Origin of the sequence: Gulosibacter sp. 10, assembly GCF_900163695.1 — a bacterium.
Classification (GTDB): Bacteria; Actinomycetota; Actinomycetes; order Actinomycetales; family Microbacteriaceae; genus Gulosibacter.
This window is the reverse complement of sequence record NZ_FUIC01000032.1, coordinates 1-20720: the sequence shown is the minus strand read 5'-3', so window position 1 is coordinate 20720 and position 20720 is coordinate 1. Positions and strand designations below refer to the sequence as shown.

21 protein-coding genes and 1 tRNA gene are annotated in these 20720 nt (G+C 67.4%); 8 read left to right on the top strand and 14 right to left on the bottom strand.

The window, feature by feature from the left end:
- Window positions 1-522, bottom strand: a 522-nt coding sequence (locus tag FM112_RS12050; RefSeq protein ID WP_217874548.1) for a hypothetical protein, incomplete at its 3' end; no start/stop codon positions are given.
- A 136-nt stretch (window positions 523-658) separates the two neighbouring features.
- Here FM112_RS12050 and FM112_RS12045 point away from each other — a divergent pair.
- Window positions 659-1480 carry an arginase family protein gene (locus FM112_RS12045; RefSeq protein ID WP_087007870.1) on the top strand — a complete coding sequence of 274 codons (822 nt, stop codon included), beginning with the start codon at window positions 659-661 and terminating at the stop codon, window positions 1478-1480.
- Between the two features lie 82 nt (window positions 1481-1562).
- Here FM112_RS12045 and FM112_RS12040 read toward each other — a convergent pair whose 3' ends face one another.
- A complete protein-coding gene (locus FM112_RS12040; protein ID WP_087007867.1) occupies window positions 1563-2060 on the bottom strand; it encodes a phosphoribosyltransferase in 498 nt (165 codons plus the stop codon).
- Window positions 2061-2622: 562 nt separating this feature from the next.
- On the opposite strand from FM112_RS12040, the gene FM112_RS12035 reads away from it, so the two are divergent.
- From FM112_RS12035 to FM112_RS12025, 3 genes are all read left to right on the top strand, one after another.
- Window positions 2623-4554, top strand: a complete 1932-nt coding sequence (locus FM112_RS12035) for an HNH endonuclease signature motif containing protein (RefSeq protein ID WP_176386810.1) — start codon at window positions 2623-2625, stop codon at window positions 4552-4554.
- A gap of 340 nt (window positions 4555-4894) precedes the next feature.
- Window positions 4895-6400: an ATP-binding cassette domain-containing protein gene (locus FM112_RS12030; RefSeq protein WP_087007863.1), complete on the top strand. Its 1506-nt coding sequence runs from the start codon at window positions 4895-4897 to the stop codon at window positions 6398-6400.
- A gap of 664 nt (window positions 6401-7064) precedes the next feature.
- Window positions 7065-7433 carry a hypothetical protein gene (locus FM112_RS12025; protein ID WP_087007861.1) on the top strand — a complete coding sequence of 123 codons (369 nt, stop codon included), beginning with the start codon at window positions 7065-7067 and terminating at the stop codon, window positions 7431-7433.
- 335 nt (window positions 7434-7768) lie between these two features.
- Here FM112_RS12025 and FM112_RS12020 read toward each other — a convergent pair whose 3' ends face one another.
- Both FM112_RS12020 and fdxA read right to left on the bottom strand, forming a co-directional pair.
- Window positions 7769-8821: a zinc-dependent alcohol dehydrogenase family protein gene (locus FM112_RS12020; protein WP_087007859.1), complete on the bottom strand. Its 1053-nt coding sequence runs from the start codon at window positions 8819-8821 to the stop codon at window positions 7769-7771.
- A 319-nt stretch (window positions 8822-9140) separates the two neighbouring features.
- Window positions 9141-9461 (bottom strand): ferredoxin, encoded by a 321-nt coding sequence (gene fdxA, locus FM112_RS12015; RefSeq protein ID WP_087007857.1) that lies wholly within the window; start codon window positions 9459-9461, stop codon window positions 9141-9143.
- Window positions 9462-9544: 83 nt separating this feature from the next.
- Between fdxA and soxR the strand changes: the two genes are divergently transcribed.
- From soxR to FM112_RS12000, 3 genes are all read left to right on the top strand, one after another.
- A complete protein-coding gene (gene soxR / locus FM112_RS12010) occupies window positions 9545-10018 on the top strand; it encodes a redox-sensitive transcriptional activator SoxR (RefSeq protein WP_087007855.1) in 474 nt (157 codons plus the stop codon).
- A gap of 95 nt (window positions 10019-10113) precedes the next feature.
- A complete protein-coding gene (locus FM112_RS12005) occupies window positions 10114-10725 on the top strand; it encodes a superoxide dismutase (RefSeq protein WP_087007853.1) in 612 nt (203 codons plus the stop codon).
- Window positions 10726-10866: 141 nt separating this feature from the next.
- Window positions 10867-11376, top strand: coding sequence for a flavin reductase family protein (locus FM112_RS12000; RefSeq protein ID WP_087007851.1), 510 nt, complete (start codon window positions 10867-10869; stop codon window positions 11374-11376).
- Window positions 11377-11428: 52 nt separating this feature from the next.
- Here the strand turns inward: FM112_RS12000 and FM112_RS11995 are convergent, their stop codons facing one another.
- Genes FM112_RS11995 through FM112_RS11985 form a run of 3 tightly spaced genes read right to left on the bottom strand, consistent with a single transcriptional unit; the run spans window position 11429 to window position 12951 of the window.
- Window positions 11429-11992, bottom strand: a complete 564-nt coding sequence (locus FM112_RS11995) for a DapH/DapD/GlmU-related protein (RefSeq protein WP_087007849.1) — start codon at window positions 11990-11992, stop codon at window positions 11429-11431.
- 33 nt (window positions 11993-12025) lie between these two features.
- Window positions 12026-12238, bottom strand: coding sequence for a hypothetical protein (locus tag FM112_RS11990; protein ID WP_087007847.1), 213 nt, complete (start codon window positions 12236-12238; stop codon window positions 12026-12028).
- Between the two features lie 23 nt (window positions 12239-12261).
- Entirely contained in the window at window positions 12262-12951 is a 690-nt protein-coding gene (locus FM112_RS11985) for a hypothetical protein (RefSeq protein ID WP_087007845.1), read from the bottom strand.
- Window positions 12952-13247: 296 nt separating this feature from the next.
- On the opposite strand from FM112_RS11985, the gene FM112_RS17705 reads away from it, so the two are divergent.
- Window positions 13248-13532, top strand: coding sequence for a sigma factor-like helix-turn-helix DNA-binding protein (locus tag FM112_RS17705; RefSeq protein WP_369678171.1), 285 nt, complete (start codon window positions 13248-13250; stop codon window positions 13530-13532).
- A 37-nt stretch (window positions 13533-13569) separates the two neighbouring features.
- On the opposite strand, the gene FM112_RS11975 is transcribed toward FM112_RS17705, so the two are convergent.
- From FM112_RS11975 to FM112_RS11950, 7 genes are all read right to left on the bottom strand, one after another.
- Window positions 13570-14325 (bottom strand): TatD family hydrolase, encoded by a 756-nt coding sequence (locus FM112_RS11975; RefSeq protein ID WP_087007843.1) that lies wholly within the window; start codon window positions 14323-14325, stop codon window positions 13570-13572.
- The gene (locus tag FM112_RS11970) at window positions 14322-15602 is read right to left on the bottom strand and encodes a hypothetical protein (RefSeq protein WP_087007841.1); all 1281 of its coding nucleotides are present in this window, start codon (window positions 15600-15602) and stop codon (window positions 14322-14324) included. Before FM112_RS11970 ends, FM112_RS11975 begins: the two co-directional genes overlap by 4 nt.
- A gap of 5 nt (window positions 15603-15607) precedes the next feature.
- Window positions 15608-16114, bottom strand: a complete 507-nt coding sequence (locus FM112_RS11965; RefSeq protein ID WP_087007839.1) for a hypothetical protein — start codon at window positions 16112-16114, stop codon at window positions 15608-15610.
- Window positions 16115-16469: 355 nt separating this feature from the next.
- Window positions 16470-18272 (bottom strand): P-loop NTPase fold protein, encoded by a 1803-nt coding sequence (locus FM112_RS11960; protein WP_140400673.1) that lies wholly within the window; start codon window positions 18270-18272, stop codon window positions 16470-16472.
- 295 nt (window positions 18273-18567) lie between these two features.
- Window positions 18568-18891, bottom strand: coding sequence for a hypothetical protein (locus FM112_RS16925; RefSeq protein WP_140400672.1), 324 nt, complete (start codon window positions 18889-18891; stop codon window positions 18568-18570).
- A 19-nt stretch (window positions 18892-18910) separates the two neighbouring features.
- Window positions 18911-18986: transfer RNA gene (locus tag FM112_RS11955), tRNA-Ala, on the bottom strand.
- Window positions 18987-19055: 69 nt separating this feature from the next.
- On the bottom strand, window positions 19056-20720 hold a 1665-nt coding region (locus FM112_RS11950; protein ID WP_140400671.1), incomplete at its 5' end, for a thiamine pyrophosphate-binding protein.

Sequence of the window (20720 nt, the reverse complement as noted above, 5' to 3'; positions counted from 1 at the left end):
CCTCGGCGGTAACCCACCGACCAGCCGAGTACGACCAACCTCCTGACCGGGTACAACTAGCGAGGCTTCGGCCGACACGAGATACGACTCGATCTCTTCGGGGGCTATCTCGTGTTCACCCGAGGAAAACCAGCTGCTGCAGCCGTCGGAAGGATCATATATCGCGTATCCGGTCGTGCCGACCGTCTCCCCGAACACCTCGTAATCCATCCGGGCCCCCTGTGCGTTAACCGGCAATCGGAACGCGATCTCCTCCACCGTCTTATCCGACCCCAGCGGATACCCGTGCTGATTCGCGTGCATCCAGGCGAGGCCGCCCCATACGGAGCCGCCGACCAGCAGCACCGCGGTCCCCACGGCCGCCATCGGGAGCCACCGGGGCGATCTCCGGCGAGCCGGCCACGATCCCGAGCGCTTCGGCCCCGACACCGGAGGTTCGGGTTCGATCGGCGGCGCATCGGGCGTGCGCGGATTGAACGGAGAGGTCTCGTCGTTGATCCCCGGCGGCAGCAATGCGCTCATACTCTCTCGCCTCAACTCTGTTGCTCGACGCTGTCCAATCCAGTATCCACCAGCGCTTCTCCCGAAGCGGCATTCGGCGACGCGCGCTAACCTGGCGAATATTCACGGTAGGAACGGGCGAAGGAGCTTGAACGCCATGAATGACTCTGCAGGAGCGAACGTTGCGGTGGTGCATTTCGCGGGACGCGCCGGGGACCATAACGACCGTGCGATGGCGGCCTCGCCGCGGTTGGCGGCGGCGCTCGCGGCGCGCTTCGATGTCGAGACGGAGACGATCGGCGAGCCGAGGCCGGCGCTGTCGACGGATTGGGACGTCGAGCTCGAGGCGGCGCGGGACGAGCTGACGCAGATGCAGCGGGCCTATCTGCGCCTGTTCGACGACGGGCGCGCGCCGGTCACGGCCTTGAGCCGCTGCGCGGTGGCTCCGGCCACGCTGCCGGTCGTGGCCCGGTATCGGCCGGATGCGGTCGTCGTGTGGTTCGATGCGCACGCCGACCTGAACACGCCCGAGACGACGACCACGGGATATCTCGGCGGGCTCGCGCTCTCGGCGCCGCTCGGCCTCTGGGATTCCGGGCTCGGCTCCGGGCTGCGGATGGAGCGGGCCATCATCGCAGGCGGACGCGATATCGACCCGCCCGAGGCATCCCTGATCGCATCCACGCCGCTGACCCTCGTGGAACCGGGGACGGGATTCGCGGCTCGCCTGGCCGATGCGGTGGCGGGGCGCCCGGTCTACATCCACATCGACTGCGATGTGCTCGAGCCCGGCATCGTGCCGACGGACTATCGCATCCCCGGCGGCCTGACGCTGGACGAGTTCCAGGAGGCGGTCGAGGCGGTTTCGGGAGGCGAGCTGGTGGGCGTCGAGATCGGGGAGCTGGAGACCGAGACGGGGGAGGAGGACCTCGCCCCGCTGCTCGCGGCCCTCGAACCGGCGCTCGGCCGGCTGCCCTGATCGGTCAATCGCTGGCCGGTCAACTGTGCTGGTGGATGGCCTGTGCCGACCGGCCGGCGGCTCCCGCCGGCCGACATCCCGGCTACGCGTCGGCGGTCGCCGCATCCTCCTCCACGACGGAGCCCTTCCACGACCAGGGGAAGTCGATCCACAGCGAGGTCTGCTTCCAGGAGTAGTCGGGCGCGACGATCGTGCTCGGCTTGGTGTAGATCGTGGCGGAGCGGACCTCCGCATCTCCGGCTTCGAGCAGCTCGACGGCGAGCTTGAGCGTCCGGCCGCTGTCGGCGACGTCGTCGACGAGCAGCACGCGCTTGTCGGCGAGGTAGCCCAGGTCCATGGTCGGCGGAAGCACCTCGGGCGCGTCGAGGACGGTGCCGATGCCCGTGTAGAACTCGACGTTGAGGGCGCCGCAGTTCTTCATCCCGAGGCCGTAGGCGATGGCCCCGCCCGGCAGCAGGCCGCCGCGCGCGATGGCCACGACGACGTCCGGCATGAATCCGTCGGCGATGATCTGCCGCGACAGGTCGCGGGTGGCGTCCCCGAATCCGTCCCAGGTGAGTGTTTCGCGTTCCTGCGTCATGGCTGCATCCTCGTTCGCGCGGTGCGCCCGCGGGGAGGGGCGCCGGATGACTCAGTGTATTACCGCGCCGAAGCCGGACGGATTGCGGGGACGGGGACGTGGGCTGTGCTCTTGCGACCGGCTGTGCGCATAGCGCGGGCTGTGCGCACGTGCGGGGCGGTGCGCCCGATGCCGCCGCGGCGCGGGTGGCGGCATCGAGCGCGGTAAGTGCAGCGCGGATGCACTCCCAACCGATTTCGCGGTTGGGGGCGCGGAGAGGATGTTGCGCTCTCTGGTACGGCTTGAGGAGCGAGGCTGTTCGTGGGCGGACGTGGCGATGTCGGTGGCTCGTGGTCTACTGCGGGTATGAGGTCGAAGCCGCAGTTGTCTTCCCCGAAGTGCGCCGGGATGCCAACCGGCAAACGTCACGGGGACGGCAGCGCGGCGGCTGCGAGGGCGGGAGCACGCGGGGTTGAAGTCGCTGCGGGGTTATCCACAACTCGAAGAAAACAGCGACCCGCGTAGTAGAATGAATGCACGAAAGCCGCAGGCAAACACACCGCTTGGGAAGGAGGGCAGAACGATGACCACAACCGACACCGGCACCGCCGACGCGACTGGCAGCACGGATATTCCCGCCCCGGACGGTGGCACTTCTGCCTCTGACGTCCGCAGCACTACCAGCAATGCCTCTGGGGATGGCCGTGCCCACCAGAGCGCTCCTTCTCGTTCCGTGGGGACTCCGGAACACCTCAAGGGCGGGACCCGTACCCCGGCAGCCATGCATAACCGGCGCCTACTCCTGGACGCCCTCGGTCACGCGGCGAAACTTCGGGCTTCCGCGGAAGCCCTCGAAGCGCAGTTGTTGGCCGCCTCGTATGAGCATTGCCGGGAGCTCACCGCCGGCCACGGCCCCGACGCGTTTGAGCAAGAACTCAAGTCGCTCGCGGCGGAGATCGGCGCGGTTACGCGCACCAGTGACCGTACCGTCGCCGCGAAGCTCAACGCGGCACCCGCCCTGGAAGCCCGCTACCCGCGTACCGCCGACGCGTGGGGCCAAGGCGCCATCAGCACCGGGCATGTGCGAGTGATCGAGTCCTGCGGCGACGGCCTCACCCGACCCGAATCCATCCGCGCGTATGAGGAACTCGTGGTCGCCAAAGCCCACGAGACCACCCCGGGCCGGCTCCGCGTGTACGCGAAACGTGTCGCCGCGGACCTCGAACCCGAAGAAACCGAACAGCGCCTACGCCAGGCCCAGGACGACCGCCGGGTGTGGGTCCAGGACGAGCCGGATGGTATGTGCCAGCTCTCCGCACTCCTGCCCGCAGTCGTAGGCGCGGGGATCTTCGACCGCCTCACCCAGACCACGAAACAGCTCCACGGGCCGGGTCGTGACGAGCACGACGCGCGCACGTTCGAGCAGACCCGCGCCGACGTGCTCGCCGACCTGCTCCTCACCGGCCAAGTCATCCCGGGGTCCCCGAACCACGTGGCGAAACCGATCCAGGCGACCGTTGCGATCACGGTGCCCGCGATCTCCCTGATCACCGCAGACCACGCCAGGGCGACGGGCTCGGACACCCAGGCTGGCGACTTCGTCGACGACTCCACGCCTGCTATCGCCGATCCCACGACGGCTGTCGCCGACAGCGCCGGGGCCAGCACTACAAGCGCCCGCACCACGGGCACCACCACAGCCGGGGAGCCCACCGCGTGCGCCGGCGAGCATCGCGATGATGCGCACTCCGAACACACCAATACCAGCGGAGAACCGCTCTCGCTGACCGCATTCACCGGTCCCGCGGAACTCGCCGGCCGCACCCCGATCCCAATCCACACCGCCCTCGAACTCTGCGGCAACACGACCACCTGGTACCGGGTCCTCACCGACCCCCTCGACGGCACCCCACTCACCGCGGACACCTACCGACCACCCGCCGCACTCCGCCGACTCCTCCAGATCCGAGACGTGACCTGCGTCGCACCCGGCTGCCGCCGGCTCGCGAAGGACTGCGATATCGACCACACCACCCCCTGGGCCGCGGGCGGCCCCACGAAGTACGAGAACCTCGCCGTACTATGCCGCGGGCATCACACGATGCGCGAAGCCGGCTGGGTACTCGAACAAGACGGCCCCGGACGCATGGTCTGGATCTCCCCGACCGGACAACGATTCGTCGAATACGAAGACCACGTCGCACCAGGGCTGAGGACCGCCGGACGACGGCACCGTCCTGCAGAGCGGCATCCCGGTACCCGGCACGCCGACCAACCTCCCGATCACCGGCACGCCGACCAGCTCCACTCCGAGCAGCCGAACACAGGCCGGCACCAGCCCGGACCACAACACGCGGACCGACGGCACGCGGAACGGCAATGCGCGGGACGGCAACACGCAGAACGAGACCCCGATGATCGGGGTCGGGGCCATTCGGTGCGCAGTCATCTGCGTCGAAGCACCGAGCACCGGCCAACCCCGGCACCGCCGAGAGACGACCCACCACCGTTCTAGAAGAAGTCGAGAAGAAGCCCGTCACAGACGGGTCAGGTTTCGAGCCTGCTCCATGGGCCCCTCGCCCCGGCCCATCTGGCTCGGATCGGTTCCATTGAGTGTGCGTGGCTCTCCCGGGAGCGGGAGCCGGACGTTGTCCGGCGCCGAGGCCGGGGTCGCGCGGCGGGTGGGGCCGGCGTCACGATTCTCCCCTCGAATATCGCCCCGGGTTGCCTCACGGGTGGAACCGGGGACGGGTAATCGCTCTCGGGGCGTCAACGGGCCGGCTTCGGGTTAGGTTTCACGATGGTCCCCGAACAACGGGGCCATCCTTTTCCGCTTCACACGGGAGATTGACGCAGTGACGACTGACACCCTTGTGCGTGCGAACGGCTTGACCGTGAAGTACGGCGCCTCCGTCGCGCTCGACTCCGTGGACATCACCCTCGAGCGCGGCGAGATCCTCGGAGTCGTAGGCACGAACGGCGCGGGGAAATCCACGCTCGTGGGGGTGCTCTCGGGCGCCGTCCGACCGGATTCCGGCAGCATGACGCTCGACGGCGAGGCCTTCGCACCGGAATCGGTGGAGGAGGCGCGGGCCGGCGGCGTTGGCTACGTGCCGCAGCGCATCAAGATCGAACCGTGGCTGACCGTGGCCGACGCCATATTCCGGACGTCGTTCCGGGGAACGCTCCCAGACGAGGAGACGCTGCGAGAAGCGGACGAACTGCTGTCCGAATACGGCGTGACCATGAACGCGACGGATCCGATCGAACGGCTGGTCCCCGCCGAACTCGCCACGGTCGAACTCCTCCGGCTGACCTGCGAGGAGACGCAGGTAATCCTGCTCGACGAGGTATCGGCGAGCTTCGACGACTACGAGATCTCCCTGTTCCACGCGCTCGCCAAGCGACTCGCCCGAGAAGGGCGCGCGGTCATGCACGTGTCGCATCGCCTCGACGAGGTGCAGGCGCTGTCGGACCGGGTGGCCGTGATGCGGGATAACCGGCTGCACCGCATCCTCGTGCCACGCACCTCGGAGCGGGACGAGTTCGTCGACGAGATCTTCGGCGAGCGCTTCGGCGTGCGTCCGAGGCTCGAGAACGGCGACGAGGCCGAAGAACTCCTGACGTTGCATGGAGTCTCGCGCGGCGATGCCCTCCGCGGCGTGGACCTGACCATCCACGCCGGCGAAGTGCTGGGCGTGGCGGGGCTGCGCAGGTCCGGCATCAGCGAGCTCGCGGAGGTGCTGGCGGGCGATGCCCAGCCCACCGAGGGCACGATGCGACTCCGCGGCGAGGAGATCCGGTTCGAGTCCGACGAGAACGCGCTCGCCCTGGGCGTGGCCTACGTGCCGGAACGCGACATCGACCGGGACCTCAACGAGGAGGATTCGGTGACGGAGTCGCTCGTGGGCGACATCTCGGAGGACGGGGCGAGCTTCATCACCGAGACCAAGCGGCTGCGCGAGGTCATCGAGACGGTGCAGCGCTTCGGCATTCGCACCTCCAGCATCCACGGCGAGGTGGGCAGTCTCTCCGGGGGAGACCAGCAGAAGGTCGCCCTGGCGAGGACGCTCTCCCGCTCCGCGCAGGTGTTCGTGCTCAACCAGCCCACCCGCGGCATCGACGAGCGCGCCCGGCAGGACGTGTACGCGCTCATCGACGAGGTGTGCGCCCTCGGCTCGGCGGTCGTGCTCGTGACCTCGGACATGAGCGAGCTCGTCGGCCGCTCGCACCGGATCGCGATCATGCGCGGCGGCGAACTCATCGGCGTGCAGCGCAACGAAGGGCTCACCGAGGACACGATCATGATCCAGGCGCTGGGAGAGGACTGGTTCGCACGCGAATCGGCACGGGCGCACTGACCGCGTGCCGGGCCGACGCGGACGAGGAGAAGAGGGACGCACCATGGGGATTCGTTTCTGGCGACGCGAAGGGAAGACGGAACCGGTGGTCGTGCCCGAAGACCCGCTTCTCGACCTCGCACTGCCCTCCGCGCGATCGCCCATGTACCTCGACTGGTTCTCCCAGCCGGCCGACCGGCCTGCCGGTGAAGCATCCGGCGACCCGGGCCCTACAGCGCCCGAATCGCAGGGATCCGAAGCGCGGGAGCCCGGCCTGCAGAAATCCGAACCGCAGGAGCCCCAACCGCAGCAACCTGAGCCGCAGAAACCTGTTGGCCAGGAAGCTGACCCGCTGAAGTCCGAACCGCAAGGGTCTGGTCCGCAAGCATCTGAGCCGCAGAAACCCGCGCCGCAGAAGCTCGAGTCTCCGACATCCGTACCGCCGGCACCTGGCCCGCAAGAACCCATTCTGCAGGAACCTGAACCGCAGGGACCCGCACTGCAGAAGCCTGAGCCACCTGCACCTGCACCTGCACCGCCGGCGCCTGACCCGCGGGAATCCGCACCGTTGAACCCTGAACCGCTGAACCCCGCACCGCATATGCCCGCGTCGACCGGACGCGCACCCGATCCCGTTCCCGAGCCAACGAGAACGACACCCATCACCCAGATGAAGGAGAACCCTATGTCCCAAATCGACGCCTATGTCAACGAACTGCTCGCAATCGACGGCGCGATCGGCGTCGCGATCGTCGACATCGCATCCGGCATGGCGCTTGCCACGGGCGGCACCCCCGGCTTCGACCTGACCGTGGCGGCCGCGGGCAACTCGAACGTGGTGCGGGCGAAGCTCGCCACCATGCGCGACCTCGGCCTCACCGAGAAGATCGAGGACATCATGATCACGCTGGACAGCCAGTACCACCTGGTGAACGTCTTGAGCGCGTCGGAGACGAAGGGCCTGTTCGTGTACCTCGTCCTGGACCGTGCGAAGGCGAATCTCGCCCTGGCCCGGCACAAGCTGACCCGGATCTCGGTCTCCGTCTCGGTCTGACCTGAGCTGGGGCCGGGCCGAGGCATGACCGGGTCCAGGACCTGCCCCGGGCTAGGACCTGTCCTGGGCCGAGGACTGGCCTGAGTCGAGGCTGAGGCCTGGCCCGAGTCGCGGTCTGAACCGCGCCGCGATCTGATGCGGCCCGCGACCAGTTCCGGCCCGCGACTGAACCAGACCTCGGCCTGGCCCGGCCTCGATCGGGCCCGTCGCACGGCGGCTCGATCTCGGCCGATCCGACGCCGGTCGCCGCATCCGCGGTTTCGAGCGGTCGAACAGCATCGGGCGTGCATCCTCGTGGATGCACGCCCGATTCGTCGTTCCTAACTCGTCGCCGTTCAGCGGATCAGCACCTTCAGCGCGTTCTCCTCGGCGGCGTTGCCGAACACCTCGTAGGCCTTGAGGATCTCGTCGAACGAGAACTCGTGGGTCACGAACCGGTCGGCCGGCAGCTTCTTCTCCGCCACCAGCTTCAGCAGCATCGGCAGCGTGCTCGCGCTCACGAGTCCCATCGTGATCGCGATATCCGTGATCCACAGATCGTTGATCGCCAGCTCGACGGGCTTGCCGTGCACGCCCATGTTCGCGACAGTGCCGCCGGGCCGTACGATCTCGGTAGCCGCGGTGAAGGTCGCCGGAATGCCGACCGCCTCCATCGCGACGTCGACGCCGAGGCCATCGGTCAGCGCGAGGACCTGATCCTGCCAGCCGGCCTCGCTCGAGTTCACCGTGTCGGTCGCCCCGAACTCCTTCGCGCGGGCCAGCCGATTGCCGTCGAGGTCGATCGCGATGACCTTCGAGGGCCCGTACAGTCCCGAAGTCATCACCGCGGCGAGCCCGACCGGCCCCGCCCCGATCACCGCGACGACATCGCCGGGCTTCGTCCGCCCCTTCTTCGTGCCGATCTCGAAGCCGGTGGGCAGAATATCGGAGAGCAGGATGCCCTCCGCGTCCGAGACGCCCTCGGGCACCTTGTACACCGAGTTCTCGGCGAACGGCACGCGCACGTACTCGGCCTGCGTGCCGTCGATCAGATGCCCGAAGATCCAGCCGATTCCCGACGCGCCCTCGTCGGCCAGGCAGTGGCTGTTGAGCCCCTGCTTGCAATAGTCGCAGCGGCCGCACGCGCTCACGCACGCGAGGATGACCCGGTCGCCGGCGGCCAGGCCGGTGACGCTGTCGCCGACCTCGGTGATCACGCCGATGCCCTCGTGGCCGAGGATCCGGCCGGGTTCGACTGCGGGCACATCGCCTTTGAGGATGTGCAGGTCGGTACCGCAGATCGTCGTCGCCTCCATGCGGACGATCACATCGGTGGGCTGCAGGATCCTCGGATCGGGGACGTCCTTCCATTCCTTCTTGCCGGGGCCTTCATAGACGAGCGCTTTCACGGGAAACTCCTTTGTCGATCGTTCAAGCATCCGCCCGAAGCGCGCCCGCGGCACACCCGCCGCGGTGGACCCGCATGCGCGGCCCGCGGACGTTCGTTCAGGAGGGGGGCAGCCGGCCGGATGACCGGCGCGGCTGCTTCGACGGTATCGCGACGGCGGGGTGCCGAGGCTACCAATTGCCCGCATATCTCCTTGCCCGCATTGCTCCGCGATGGAGCCCGACGGACGCATCGGTATCGCGGGCCCGGGTCTTTCGTCGGACCCCCGCATCGCATGGTTCATCCGAGCGAGAGGGAGAACATCCCACCCGCTGGCCCGCTCATTCCTCCTGCGGCGGCAGCGCCGCGACCAGCGGATGGTCGAAATCGAGCGCGCCGGTCTTCGCGGCGCCTCCCGGCGAGCCGATCGACTCGAAGAACTCCACGTTGGCGCGGTAGTAGTCCGACCACTCGTCGGGCAGGTCGTCCTCGTAGTAGATCGCCTCCACCGGGCACACCGGTTCGCACGCGCCGCAGTCGACGCATTCATCCGGGTGGATGTAGAGCATCCGCTCGCCCTCATAGATGCAGTCCACCGGACACTCGTCGATGCACGCGAGATCCTTCACATCGACGCATGGCAGCGCGATCACGTACGTCATGCCTCATCACCCTTCCCGTCGAATTCCCGATACTGCACACTGTAGAGTCTCAAGTGAACTTTAAGTCAAGCGAGAGGGATGCTATGGCTGCGAATCACTCTTCCGAGGAGCTGCTCACGATCGGCGAGATGAGCGGGCGAACGGGCGTCGCGGCCTCGGCGCTCCGCTACTACGAGGAGCTCGGGTTGATCGCATCGGTGCGCACCGGCGGCAATCAGCGGCGCTTCCCCAGGCATATGCTGCGACGGGTCTCGCTGATCTCGGTCGCGAAGAACCTCGGCATCCCGCTCACCGACGTGCAGGACGCCTTCGCCGACGTGCCGCTCGAGCGGACGCCGAGCCACGAGGACTGGCAGCGCGCCTCCCGCGCCTGGAAGCGGCAGCTCGAGGAGCGCCGCCGCCGGATCGAGCGGCTCGAGTACGAGCTCACCGGCTGCATCGGATGCGGCTGCCTCTCGATGAAGGCGTGCACCCTGCTGAACCCCGACGACGCGCTGGCGGAGACGGGTGCGGGGCCGAGGCGGCTCGAGTTCGAGGGGGAGGCGCGAGAGGCATGAGCGGCGTCATGGTTCGACACGATGCCGAATTTGCCCTTGACTTCAAGTTCGCTTGAAGTTCTAGCCTTGATCTCGCATCCGAAGAAAGGAACCCCATGACCGCCTACACGCTTCCCGATCTGCCTTACGACTACTCGGCGCTGGAGCCGCACATCTCGGGCCGCATCATGGAGCTGCACCACTCCAAGCACCACCAGACCTACGTGAACGGGGCCAACGCCGCGCTCGAGCAGCTCGCGGAGGCGCGCGACAAGGGCGATTTCGCGAACATCAACAAGCTCGAGAAGGACCTCGCGTTCAACCTCGGGGGCCACGTGAACCACAGCGTGTTCTGGCAGAACCTGTCGCCCGACGGCGGGGGAGCGCCCGAGGGCGAGCTGGCCGCGGCGATCGACGAGCACTTCGGCTCCTTCGAACAGTTCCGGGCGCAGTTCACCGCGACGGCGCTCGGGGTGCAGGGCTCTGGATGGGCGGTGCTGGCCTGGGACCGGCTCGCGGCCAAGCCGCTGATCTTCCAGCTCTTCGACCAGCAGGGCAACATCCCGCTCGGGCTGACCCCGCTGCTGCAGCTGGACGTGTGGGAGCACGCCTACTACCTCGACTACCAGAACGTGCGCGCCGACTACGTGAAGGCCTTCTGGGAGATCGCCGACTGGCAGGACGTTGCCCGGCGATTCGCCGCCGCGAACGCGGACGCCTCGTCTTGAGCTGAGCTGAATCGAACCAAGCCGAGCCGAGCCGGGCGGGGCCCAGCCTCGCCCGGCCGAACCCACCGGGGCGGGAGCCGACCGCACCGCTCCTGCCTGGAACCCCGCATCCTTCCCGCCGAAGAAAGTAGCCACCCTCGCATGACCACCAGCATCCCCACGCTCTACGAGAGCTTCGCCCTGTACGGCAGCGGCGTGACCCTCGTGACCGCTCGCGACGGCGACGACGATCGCTTCTTCATCGCCGGCTCCGTGCTGACCGCATCCGTCGATCCCTTCACGCTCGCGGTCTCCGCGGGCAAGGACCGGGATGCGCTGCCCGCGATCCTCGACGGCGCTCCCTGGGCCGTCTCGGTGCTCGCCACGCATCACCTGCCGCTGGTGCGGCGGCTCACCGCGCGCACCACCCGCGAGGAGCGGCTCGAGGCGCTCGAGGCCGCCGGCGCCGAACGCTCCTCGGAGGGGCCGCTGTGGCTGCCGGATGCGCTCGTCACGTTCTGGTGCACGACGCACTCGTCGACGCCCGTGCACGACCAGGTGCTGCTGGTCGGGGAGGTGCATCGCAACAGCCACCATTCGGAGGGGCTCCCGCTGCTGCGTTGGAACCGGGACTTCCGCACCGCGTCGGACTCCGACGCCATCGGCGGATAGGGGCTGGTCGCTCGGGTTCGTGCCCGTCGGTGCGGCCGTCGGGCCCGAGCCCTCAGACCTCCCGCAACACCCGGGCGGGGACGCCGCCCACCACGGTGCGGGGCGGGACGTCCTTGGTGACGACCGCGCCGGCGGCGACCACCGCGCCCTCGCCGACCGTGACGCCGGGCAGGATAGTGGCGTTGGCGCCGATCCACGCCCGCTCGCCGATCCGCACCGGCTGCGGAACCGTGGTCGCCCGCCGCTCCGGGTCGAGCTCATGGTTGAGGGTCGCGATCACGACGTTGTGGCCGATGAGCGCGTCATCGCCGATCGTGATCCCACCCTGATCCTGGAACCGGCAGCCGCTGTTCACGAAGACACGCTCGCCGAAGCGGATGTGCTTGCCGCAGTCGGTGGTGAAGGGCGGGAAGAGCCGGAACGAGCTCGGCACCTGCCGGCCCGTGATGCGCGCCATGATCGCCACGCGCTCCTCCGGCGTCGTGTAGCGGGAGTTGAGGTCCATGCAGAGGCGGATCGCCTCGTCGGCGAGCTCGTCCATCTTCTCGGCGAGTTCGCTGCCCGGGGTCGCGGGCCGTCCGGCCGACATCTGTTCGAGAAACTCTTCGGTCTTCATCCTGTCCTCCTCGTCCTTGCGCGTCGCGGGGCGTTACTCCTCGAACTCGAGTCCGCGCTCCCGCAGCGCCTCGTCGAGGATGCGGATGGCCTTCGGCCCCACGCCGTGGAGCGCGGCGAGCCGTCGGCGTCCGAACGCGGCGACCTCCTGCAGGGTAGTGATGCCCTGCGCGAGGAGCGCGCTGTTCGCGGGCCGGCCGATGCGGGGGAGATCGCCGATCTGCTCGGGAGTATCGCGCGTGCTCATGCAGCGAATCTAGCACCGGCCGGCTACTCGACCGCCGCGATCTCCAGGTCGATGACGACGCGGCCATCCGATTCGACGAGCGAGACCACCACGCCGGTCTCGACGTCGAGCATCACCCGGCACCATTCGGGGAACGGGCGGTACGGCTTCTCGTCGGGGCCGTATTCGTCCCGGTGGGCGACCGCGGAATGCAGCAGCGGGCAGCAGCCGCAGCGCGGCTCGTATCCGTCGATCGCGGTCATCGTCGCCGCCCAGGCGGGCCGGCCCCGATGCTCGACCAAGGCGAGGTCGGTCGCCGTCGTGCCGGTGGAGAGCTCGTAGGGGTCGAGCATCGCGACCCACCGGTAGTTCTGCTCCATCGGGTCGTCGTAGTGCACCCAGACCTCGCCGTCCTGGGCGGGGATCCGTTCCGGGCGTTCGGCGACGAGGCCGTCGGCGCGCAGGGGAGGGATGACGTCCAGGGGAGTGCGGTGGATCGGCGGAGGCGGCGGCGGACCGTATCCGAACGAGGAGAGGAAGGACCCGGAGCCGGGCCGGTCTACCACCGTCCTCGTGTGTCCCGACGCGTCGGTCAGCCGCATCCGTCCAGGGCGGTCGATCCGTGCCTCCACGCGCTCCTCCTCCGCGGTCGCGTGCCGCACGAACTCGAGCGCGCGCCACCGCCACGGCGAGCTGGAGGCGAGCGCGCGGAAGGCGTCTTCGGAGAGGAGCATGGAACGCACGATAGCCGCCGGGTTTGCGGATGAGGGGCGTCGAGGCGCGGGCGCTTCGCGGGCAGACGTGCGCCTTGGGAAATGAAGAATCCCCGACTTCGGCGCTGTGGAGTGGAAGTCGGGGGATTCCCACGTGGTGGAGGTAGCGCGACAGTGTTCTAACCTCGCCCCGCCGTTGCAGCAGGCGGTGCGGGAGCACCGGTCGATCCGACGCCGTACCAAGTCAGCAATGGTGCCTCAGGTTTGTGAACAGACCCGACCGCAGTCGATTACGCGGCTGACGGAAGTGATGCTCGATGAAGCTCAGTGCCGGTACGAAGGCGGTGAAGTTCTTCGGAAGATCGCCGTTAATCTTTGGCGTAAGTCGTGATCGACTGGCACGTCGTCTACGCAGTCATGGGGTCATGATCCGTCGGGAGGGGCCGACTACGGAACAGGTGCTGGAGATGGTCCGCCGGTATGACCAGGGCGAGTCGTTGGCTCGGGTTGGTGCCCGGCTGGGATTCAGCGGTGGAACGGTCCGCACGCACCTAATCCGTGCAGGTGTCCGGCTTCGCGACTCCCATGGCAGAGCGCGATAGGCACGCTGTTCAAAGAGGTGCTCAGCCCGCGGCACTCTCAGAGGTACAGTAGCGTGTCGGCGAGGGCTTCCGGCAGACGCTCCATCGCGCCTGAGCGTTCACTGAGGGTGCGTAGGTTCCACCACACTCGTGACCGCACTTGCTCTGGCGTCTGGTTCCAGACCTGGCTCAGCAACTGTTCGATCCCCTGTGTATCTGCGGGCTTGCGGGCTCGCACTTTGCGCGCGGGGAAGTCCGTCTCGCTCAGGATCCTTTCGGGCGGCATCAGCCGGAGCTGACCTTCGGACATGGCTGCGTTAACCGAGAAGTAGGCGTCTGTCTCTATGGCCCCTGCGATGTCGTTAGCATCACCGTTGAACCAGTGCAGGATCGCGCCTCGCATGTCGGCGTCGTGGAGATGTTGCACAACCTCGGATGCGGCACCGGTGCTGTGGATGGAGACGAGCACTGGCTCAGTACGCACGATATTGAGCAACTCTCGGAAGATCGAGCGCTGGCGCGCCAAATCCCCACCTCGGCGATCGAGGCCAATCTCGCCAACGAGGGCGAACGAGTCGAGGAGTTCGGCGAACTGTTCGGCGTCCCAGCCGTCACGTGCTGCTGCAACTCCAGGGTGGACGCCAATTCCCCAGACGAGCGCAGAATCCCGTCGATTTCTGACCTGGCGTGCTTCTTGCAGGCTACGAGTCATCGCGAACGTCACGGACTGTCCAAGTGCGGCGATCTGCTTCGGCGTCACATCCGGTGCAATGTGGGCGTGAGCGTCGAGTGCTGGGAGGGTGGAGCTGATCATCCCAGGTTCACCCGCCCAAGCTCGGCGAGTCCTCGACGGGCGAGGTTGCTGATTGCGTCGAGGTCGGCGTCGGGGGGCCAGGTACCAGCGTCAATGGCGTCGTCGTCGATGCCTCGTGTCGTCGCGTAGGAGATTGCGGCCCGGTCACTGTAGCGCCGTTCGAGAAGCTCGAGACGTGCTTCGCCGGAGAACTCGTTGGACAGATAGATGGTCGGGTCGGCAATGCCAGCTCCAATGAATGCGCCTCGACGAGTGACACATGCGTAGCAGAGGCCACAGTTGAGCGTGGAGTTGCCGCCCTTGATCCGAGCACCGTCCAACTTGCTGCATGAGATCGTGAGGGCAGCAATGCGATCCCAGCCAGCCGGTGGATGACCATCAGCGACCAGGCGCATCTCTTCACCCTTGGTGTAGGAAGCGAAGGGGTTGGTCACCTCTATCTCCAGACCAAGTAGCCGGAGCAGGGTGTTGACGCGGTAGAAGGTCTCCGGATGCGTCGAACGTGTGGAGAGTGCACCGGCTCGGTTTGGGTGTAGTGGTAGGTTCAGGCTGGTGAAGCCGTTCTCTGGCACGAAGAGCGTGGACGCGTCGCGACTGGCCGCGACGGCGACGCCGATCGCAACGAAGAGCAAGGACCGACTCCTACTGGAGGCCTCCTTCTTGTCGGCTGCTTGGGTGAACTCGATCTGGGTGTATGAGGGCGCGGGTGCGAAGGACTCTTGTAGCCAGCTGCGGACGGTGTTTTGGGCCTGACGAACTGCCGTGGCAGTGTCGTAGTGCCCAACGAACAACGGCCCTTCGCTCAGTGTGGAGAGCAGATGCAGCGCCCCGAGGTAAGAGTCGAGACCACCGCTGAGCAGGGCGACGGACTCGACGTTGTCAGGAACCTCGCCGGGCTGCTCCTCTGGGGAGGTCAGGTCCCGTACGACCTGGAGTTCCCACGTGTCGCCGGTCAGCCAGAAAAGCAGCTGTGCGAGCTGGTTGATTGCGTCACCCTCCCACGACGCGGGGTTAGCAACTTCAACGGTGAGGTGGAGGCGGCGGGTGAAGGTAGCCGGCCTGCCTGAGAGCCGGTCGACCAGGTAAGCGCTGCCAGCGATACGGACCAGATCGATCGCCTGCGAAGGAATCTGTCCGAGAGCAGGGAGCCACCAGCCCATTGCACTCTTGACGGTATCGGTCTCGCCCGGCGCTGTCGGCCAGTGCAGCCGGTGGTGATGGTCTGGTGTCTGGCTGGTGGAGCCTTCGCCGGAGACGTAGAAGTGACTGAGCGGCATGTTGTCTACCTCGCTCTCAGGACGCGGATGGCTCGTTGAGCGAGGTCAGCGGCGGCTTGATGAAGTATGTTCGCTGACACTGCCGGGGCGGCGTCGATGTCGAGGCCTCGAACTTTCGCGTCGATCCAGCCGCGCAGCATCCGCTCACGGACGATAGCCTCGTTCCCGTCCAGTGTTCCGTTGACGATCTGGTCTTGAAGCTCGACGAGGCCAAGCTGGAAGATGTACGCGCTGACGAAACCTTTGATCGCTTCGGCCGCTGTTGGTGGTTCGCCGTCAGTCGAAACGATCTTCTTGACTTGCTCGGTAGCCGCTTGGCGGATGGCTCGATCGTCAGGGTGTCCGTCGTCTCCGACCATGAGTGTGACGAGCCGGCTGATACGCGCACGCGGGGTGAGCGAATCGAACTCGGCGAGCGAAAGACCATAGTCGGCCAGTCGCAGGGCGTCGCGATTCCTCAGCGCATATGCTGCCCCGATAGTCGCGCCACCGCGTGAGGCGCCTCCGATCACCTGACGTGTGGAACGACTCCCGGATCGGCCAGTTCCTGCGGAACCTCCCGACGTTCCGCCTGCACCGGCGCCGCCTGCACCGGCCCCGCGGCGGCCTGAGACACGGGGACGCACAATCGGCGGGACCACATTTCCTCTGGTGGCTGGATCGTCACGCCAAAGGGCATCGATGAGGGCCTGGCCAACACGGTCCAAATCTGAAGCTGGTCCCGCTGGGTCAAATAGCCTGTCGGATGGTTCGGACGGTTTCGGATCGCCGCTGGCGTCACCGGTTCCGTCAATCCCCCCGACGAGGTTAGACCATGCGTCTCGGAAGTCGTTCCATTCTGCGGAGTTGCTGCCTCCGTACGCGCCGCTAGTTCCCACCGATCTGCTCCAGCTCGTCGCGCGCCGCGGCCTGCGTCGACGGATGCAACGCGGTGTCCTGTGCCGCGCGTCTCACCAGACCGACGAGGGCCGCGCGCCCACTGTTCGCGAGTTCAACGATGGCACCGGGAGTCAGGCGTCCTCCCCAACAGTGTGTTTCCACACCGACCGCCGCCGCCTGCTCCAGGGCTGGCGTCTTGCCAGCCCAGAGGACGGCACCACGGACAACCGCCTCGGCATCTTCCGTGCGCTTCGTCGTTGCGAACAGAACATCCAACGCGGCCAGTTGTTCATCCTCACCGCGCTCACTAAGAGATCCTGCCGCCACGTTTCGCGCAGCTTGACTCTCGCCAAGCAGGTCGTTGATCAGCGCGACAACCTCGTCGGAAACCTGCGCTCCCATGCTCACGTTGATCAGGCTCGCGGCGAGCGTGAGATAGGGGTCCAGGTTCTCGTTGGTCACAGACGGAGGCGCAGCAGCCCATTCCTTCGTTGTTTCGTCGATCCCGTCGGGAAGCGTGGCGTCTTCACCCTCTTCTCCTGTCGGTTTCGCCCACGCCTGCCACCGTGCCAGCAGGGTCTTGCGCTCTTGAACTGGCGCTGCGGCCAACGTATTGAAGGACGATCGGTGAAGTTCCTCCAGCAGCAGCATCTTGATCATCAACCCAGGCGGGATCGTCGCGCCGCGCGCACGGGCGATGGACTCGCGTACGCCGAACGCGTTGAGAAAACGCTTGATCTGACGTGGGTTCGAGAGACGATCGGCGCTCAGGCCTTCGGCTAGCTGCGCGGCGAGCGAAAGATCCTCCTCGGTCGGTTCGGCAGGCAGACCGTCGAAGTCATCCAGCAGCGGGGTCTGGTGGGTGTTCCGTCGCGCTCGAACATGCGCGGCAAGGGCCTGTAATTCGGTCCCGCTCATCGAGCGGCCAGCGATCAGCAGACCGATATAGGCCTCCGCGTCGATCGCTGACAGCCGCGGTAGCGCAATCGGCAGCTGAACGATCTTCTCCAGGTAGCGCTTGGCAAAGACGTCACCGCGTCGAGCCCCGTCCAAGCTGACCGAGATTGCATCACGGACCATGTCCTGATCGGCCGCTAGGACGAACACCATCTTCTCGGTAGACAGGAAGAGCTTGATCGCCTCAAGCGTCGCTGTGACGGCATCCGGCAGACACCGGTCCAGGTCATCGACCAGGACAACGACGCGTTCGACTTCCGGAATCAGGGCAAGCAGTTCCTTGTAGGCGTCGTTGAAACCAGCCATCGACTCCGGCCCATCCGGGTCTTTGGGCTCGAAGATGCCAGCGATCTGGTCTGGATCGACCTGAAAGGTCAGTGCACCCTTCGCGATGGCCATCGCTGCGCGGCTCCAGCTGACCCTTCCGAGCAACTCTTTCGCCTTCTCGGTGACCTTTTTCTTGATCCCGGGGTCAGGAATCTGACTCTGAATGCCGTGCAGAATCTCCGAGATCAGCGTGCCTTTGACATCTCCATGGTCGTCGTAAGCCCACGGGTTAGTGGAGACCACGAAGCAGGACTTGTCGTCCTCGAACTCGGCCTCGATCAATTTCAGGATCGTGGATTTTCCTCCGCCCCAAGGACTCTGGACGGACAGGGTCAGGGGGTGGACGTTGCGTTCGCGGACTGCGGCGACGATCGGTTCGACCACCGCGTCGAACCCGAGGAGGTCCAAGGTGCTGGGGTTGTCGTCCCAAAGTCTGATCTGGGGAGGTGTCGCCGCCATTGCCAGTCTCGCTTCCTGGCGATGGCTCGGTCGTGCGAACTCGCCCACTCTCAGAGATTTATGTCTCTCTCAGTATCTCGGATCCGACACCGAGAACGCGAGACGACACGAGCAACGGCCCGCGGGGCACGCCCCGCAGTCGAGACCGAACGGCCAGCAGGCTCAGTACCCGACCGGGGGCCTCCGTCGACCTATCTCGCAGCGGGAGGTCAGGCGCTCGTTGTGCTCGGCGAGATCTGCTCAGTGCCGTCGTGCCCGGCGCTCTCGATGCGGCTCAGGCTCCACGGCGGAGGTGAGCAGCAGCAGTTTCTGTTCGAGGTCGGACGGATTCGGCGGGTGCTGGTCAGCGATCCAGACCATGCTTCCTGCTTCCTTGAGCCGCGAGTATCCAAGCGATCACCGGCCAACTCGACTTGTTGAAGATGACTACGACAAGGCCACGATCAGACTCGACGCGAGCCTCGGGCTCCTCACCGACGTCGACGAGGTCTGCGCCAAGGCCGAACCATCCGAACGACGGATACTCAACCGGGTACTGTTCGACCGCATCACCATCGATGACGAGGACGACGCCATTCTTGAAGCCAACGAAGCGATCCAGACGATCCTCGCCACGAACCCCAGGCCACACAACGAAAGAACCTTGCCCCGCGATGATGCGGGGCAAGGTTCGAACGTTTCACATTTGGTGGAGCTAAGGGGATTCGAACCCCTGACCTTCTCATTGCGAACGAGACGCGCTACCAACTGCGCCATAGCCCCCTGGTGGAACAGGAATTTACTGTACCACTACTCGCGCGCCGCCCCAAAACGGGCCGGCGGCGGCACGCCTCAGTGCCCTCGGAACGCCTCCGCGAGCCACCAGGCCCCGCCGTCGGAGGCGATGCGGGCGTCGAGCACGAGCGGGGCCGAGGGCCCACCGTCGAGCCACTCGCGCACTGCCTCGAGATCCTCCACGGCGCGCACGGTGACGCCCTCGGCGCCGAATCCGCGCGCGATCGCCGCGATGTCCGCGCGCGGGAACGTCACGGCACCCAGGTCCGGGGCAGCGGCCTCGGCGTCCTCGCCCGCGCCGAAGTGATGCACCTCGGCGCCGTAGCCGTCGTCGTTGTACACGACCACGAGCAGCGGCAGGCCGATGCGCACCGCCGTCTCGAGCTCCGCGATCGCCATGAGGAACCCGCCGTCGCCCGTGCCGAGCACCGGCAGCCGCTCCGGACGCGCGAGCGCCGCGCCCACCGCGGTGTGCAGCCCCAGCCCGATCGCCTGGAACGCCTGCGTGAAGCAGAACCCGAACTCGTCGGGCACGTCGAGATACGCGGAGGGGTACCCCATGAAGTTCCCCGAATCCACCGACACGATGCGCTCCGCGGGCAGCAGCCCATCCAGTTCCCGGCTCAGCACGCGGGGGTCGATGCGCGGCTCCGGATCCCGCTCCGCCTCCTCGCCGACCGGAGCGCCGGAGCGGTCCGGCGGGTCGAGCGGCACATCCGCCCACCGCGCCGAGGCCGCGATCCGGTCGCGGACCTCCGCGGTGCGGTAGCGCAGCTCGCCATCGGCCGGCGCCGACCGGGCGGTCAGCTCGGCGGTCACCGCGCTCGCGGTCGCCGCCGCGTCGCCGAGCACCCCCAGGTGGATCGGCCGCTGGGCGCCGAGCGCCGACGGCTCGAGATCGATCTGCACCACCTTGGTGCCGGAGCCGATGAGCCGGCCGTGCCGCATCGTCCACATGTTCAGCGCGCAGCCCACCCCGATGAGCAGATCCGCCCCCGCGATCAGCTCCGCGCCGAGCGGCGAGGAGAACCCGCCCGAGATCCCGAGATCGAACGGATCGCCCTGGAACAGCCCCTTCGCCACGGCCGAGGTCGCCAGCAGCGCGCCGCCCGCCTCGGCCAGCGTCCGCAGCTCCGGCCCGGCCTCGCGGGCGCCCCGCCCCGCGACGATCACGGGCCGCTCGGACGCCTCGACGAGCTCCGCGAGCCGACGCACCGAGGCGTCGTCCGCGCGTGGCGGCGCCGGGGCGACCGGCGGCGACAGCCGCACGAGCGAGGCCAGTGCCGAGGCCGGGGCGGGCTGCGCCTGCACGTCCAGCGGCAGGTTCAGCACCACTGTGCGGCGCTCGTCCCTCGCCGCGCGGAAGGCGCGCACCACGTCCGCCAGCGCGCTCTGCGCCGAGTGCACCCGGTGCGAGTCCGCGAGCACGGCGTGCGCGAGCCCGGCCTGATCCATCGCGAAGTTCGACCCCACCGCTGCACCCGTCGCCTCCGCCGCGAGCACGATCATCGGCGTGCGGCTCTTCGCCGCCTCCCCGATCCCCGTCGCCGCGTTCGTGAGCCCGCAGCCCTGATGCACCGAGACGAGCGCCACGCTGCCGGACATCCGCGAGTACGCATCCGCCATCGTCGCGGCGCCGCCCTCGTGCCGCGCCGCGGTGAACGCGACCCCGGCCTCCCGCAGCGCATTGGTCACCGCGAAGTTCCCCGACCCGACCACGCC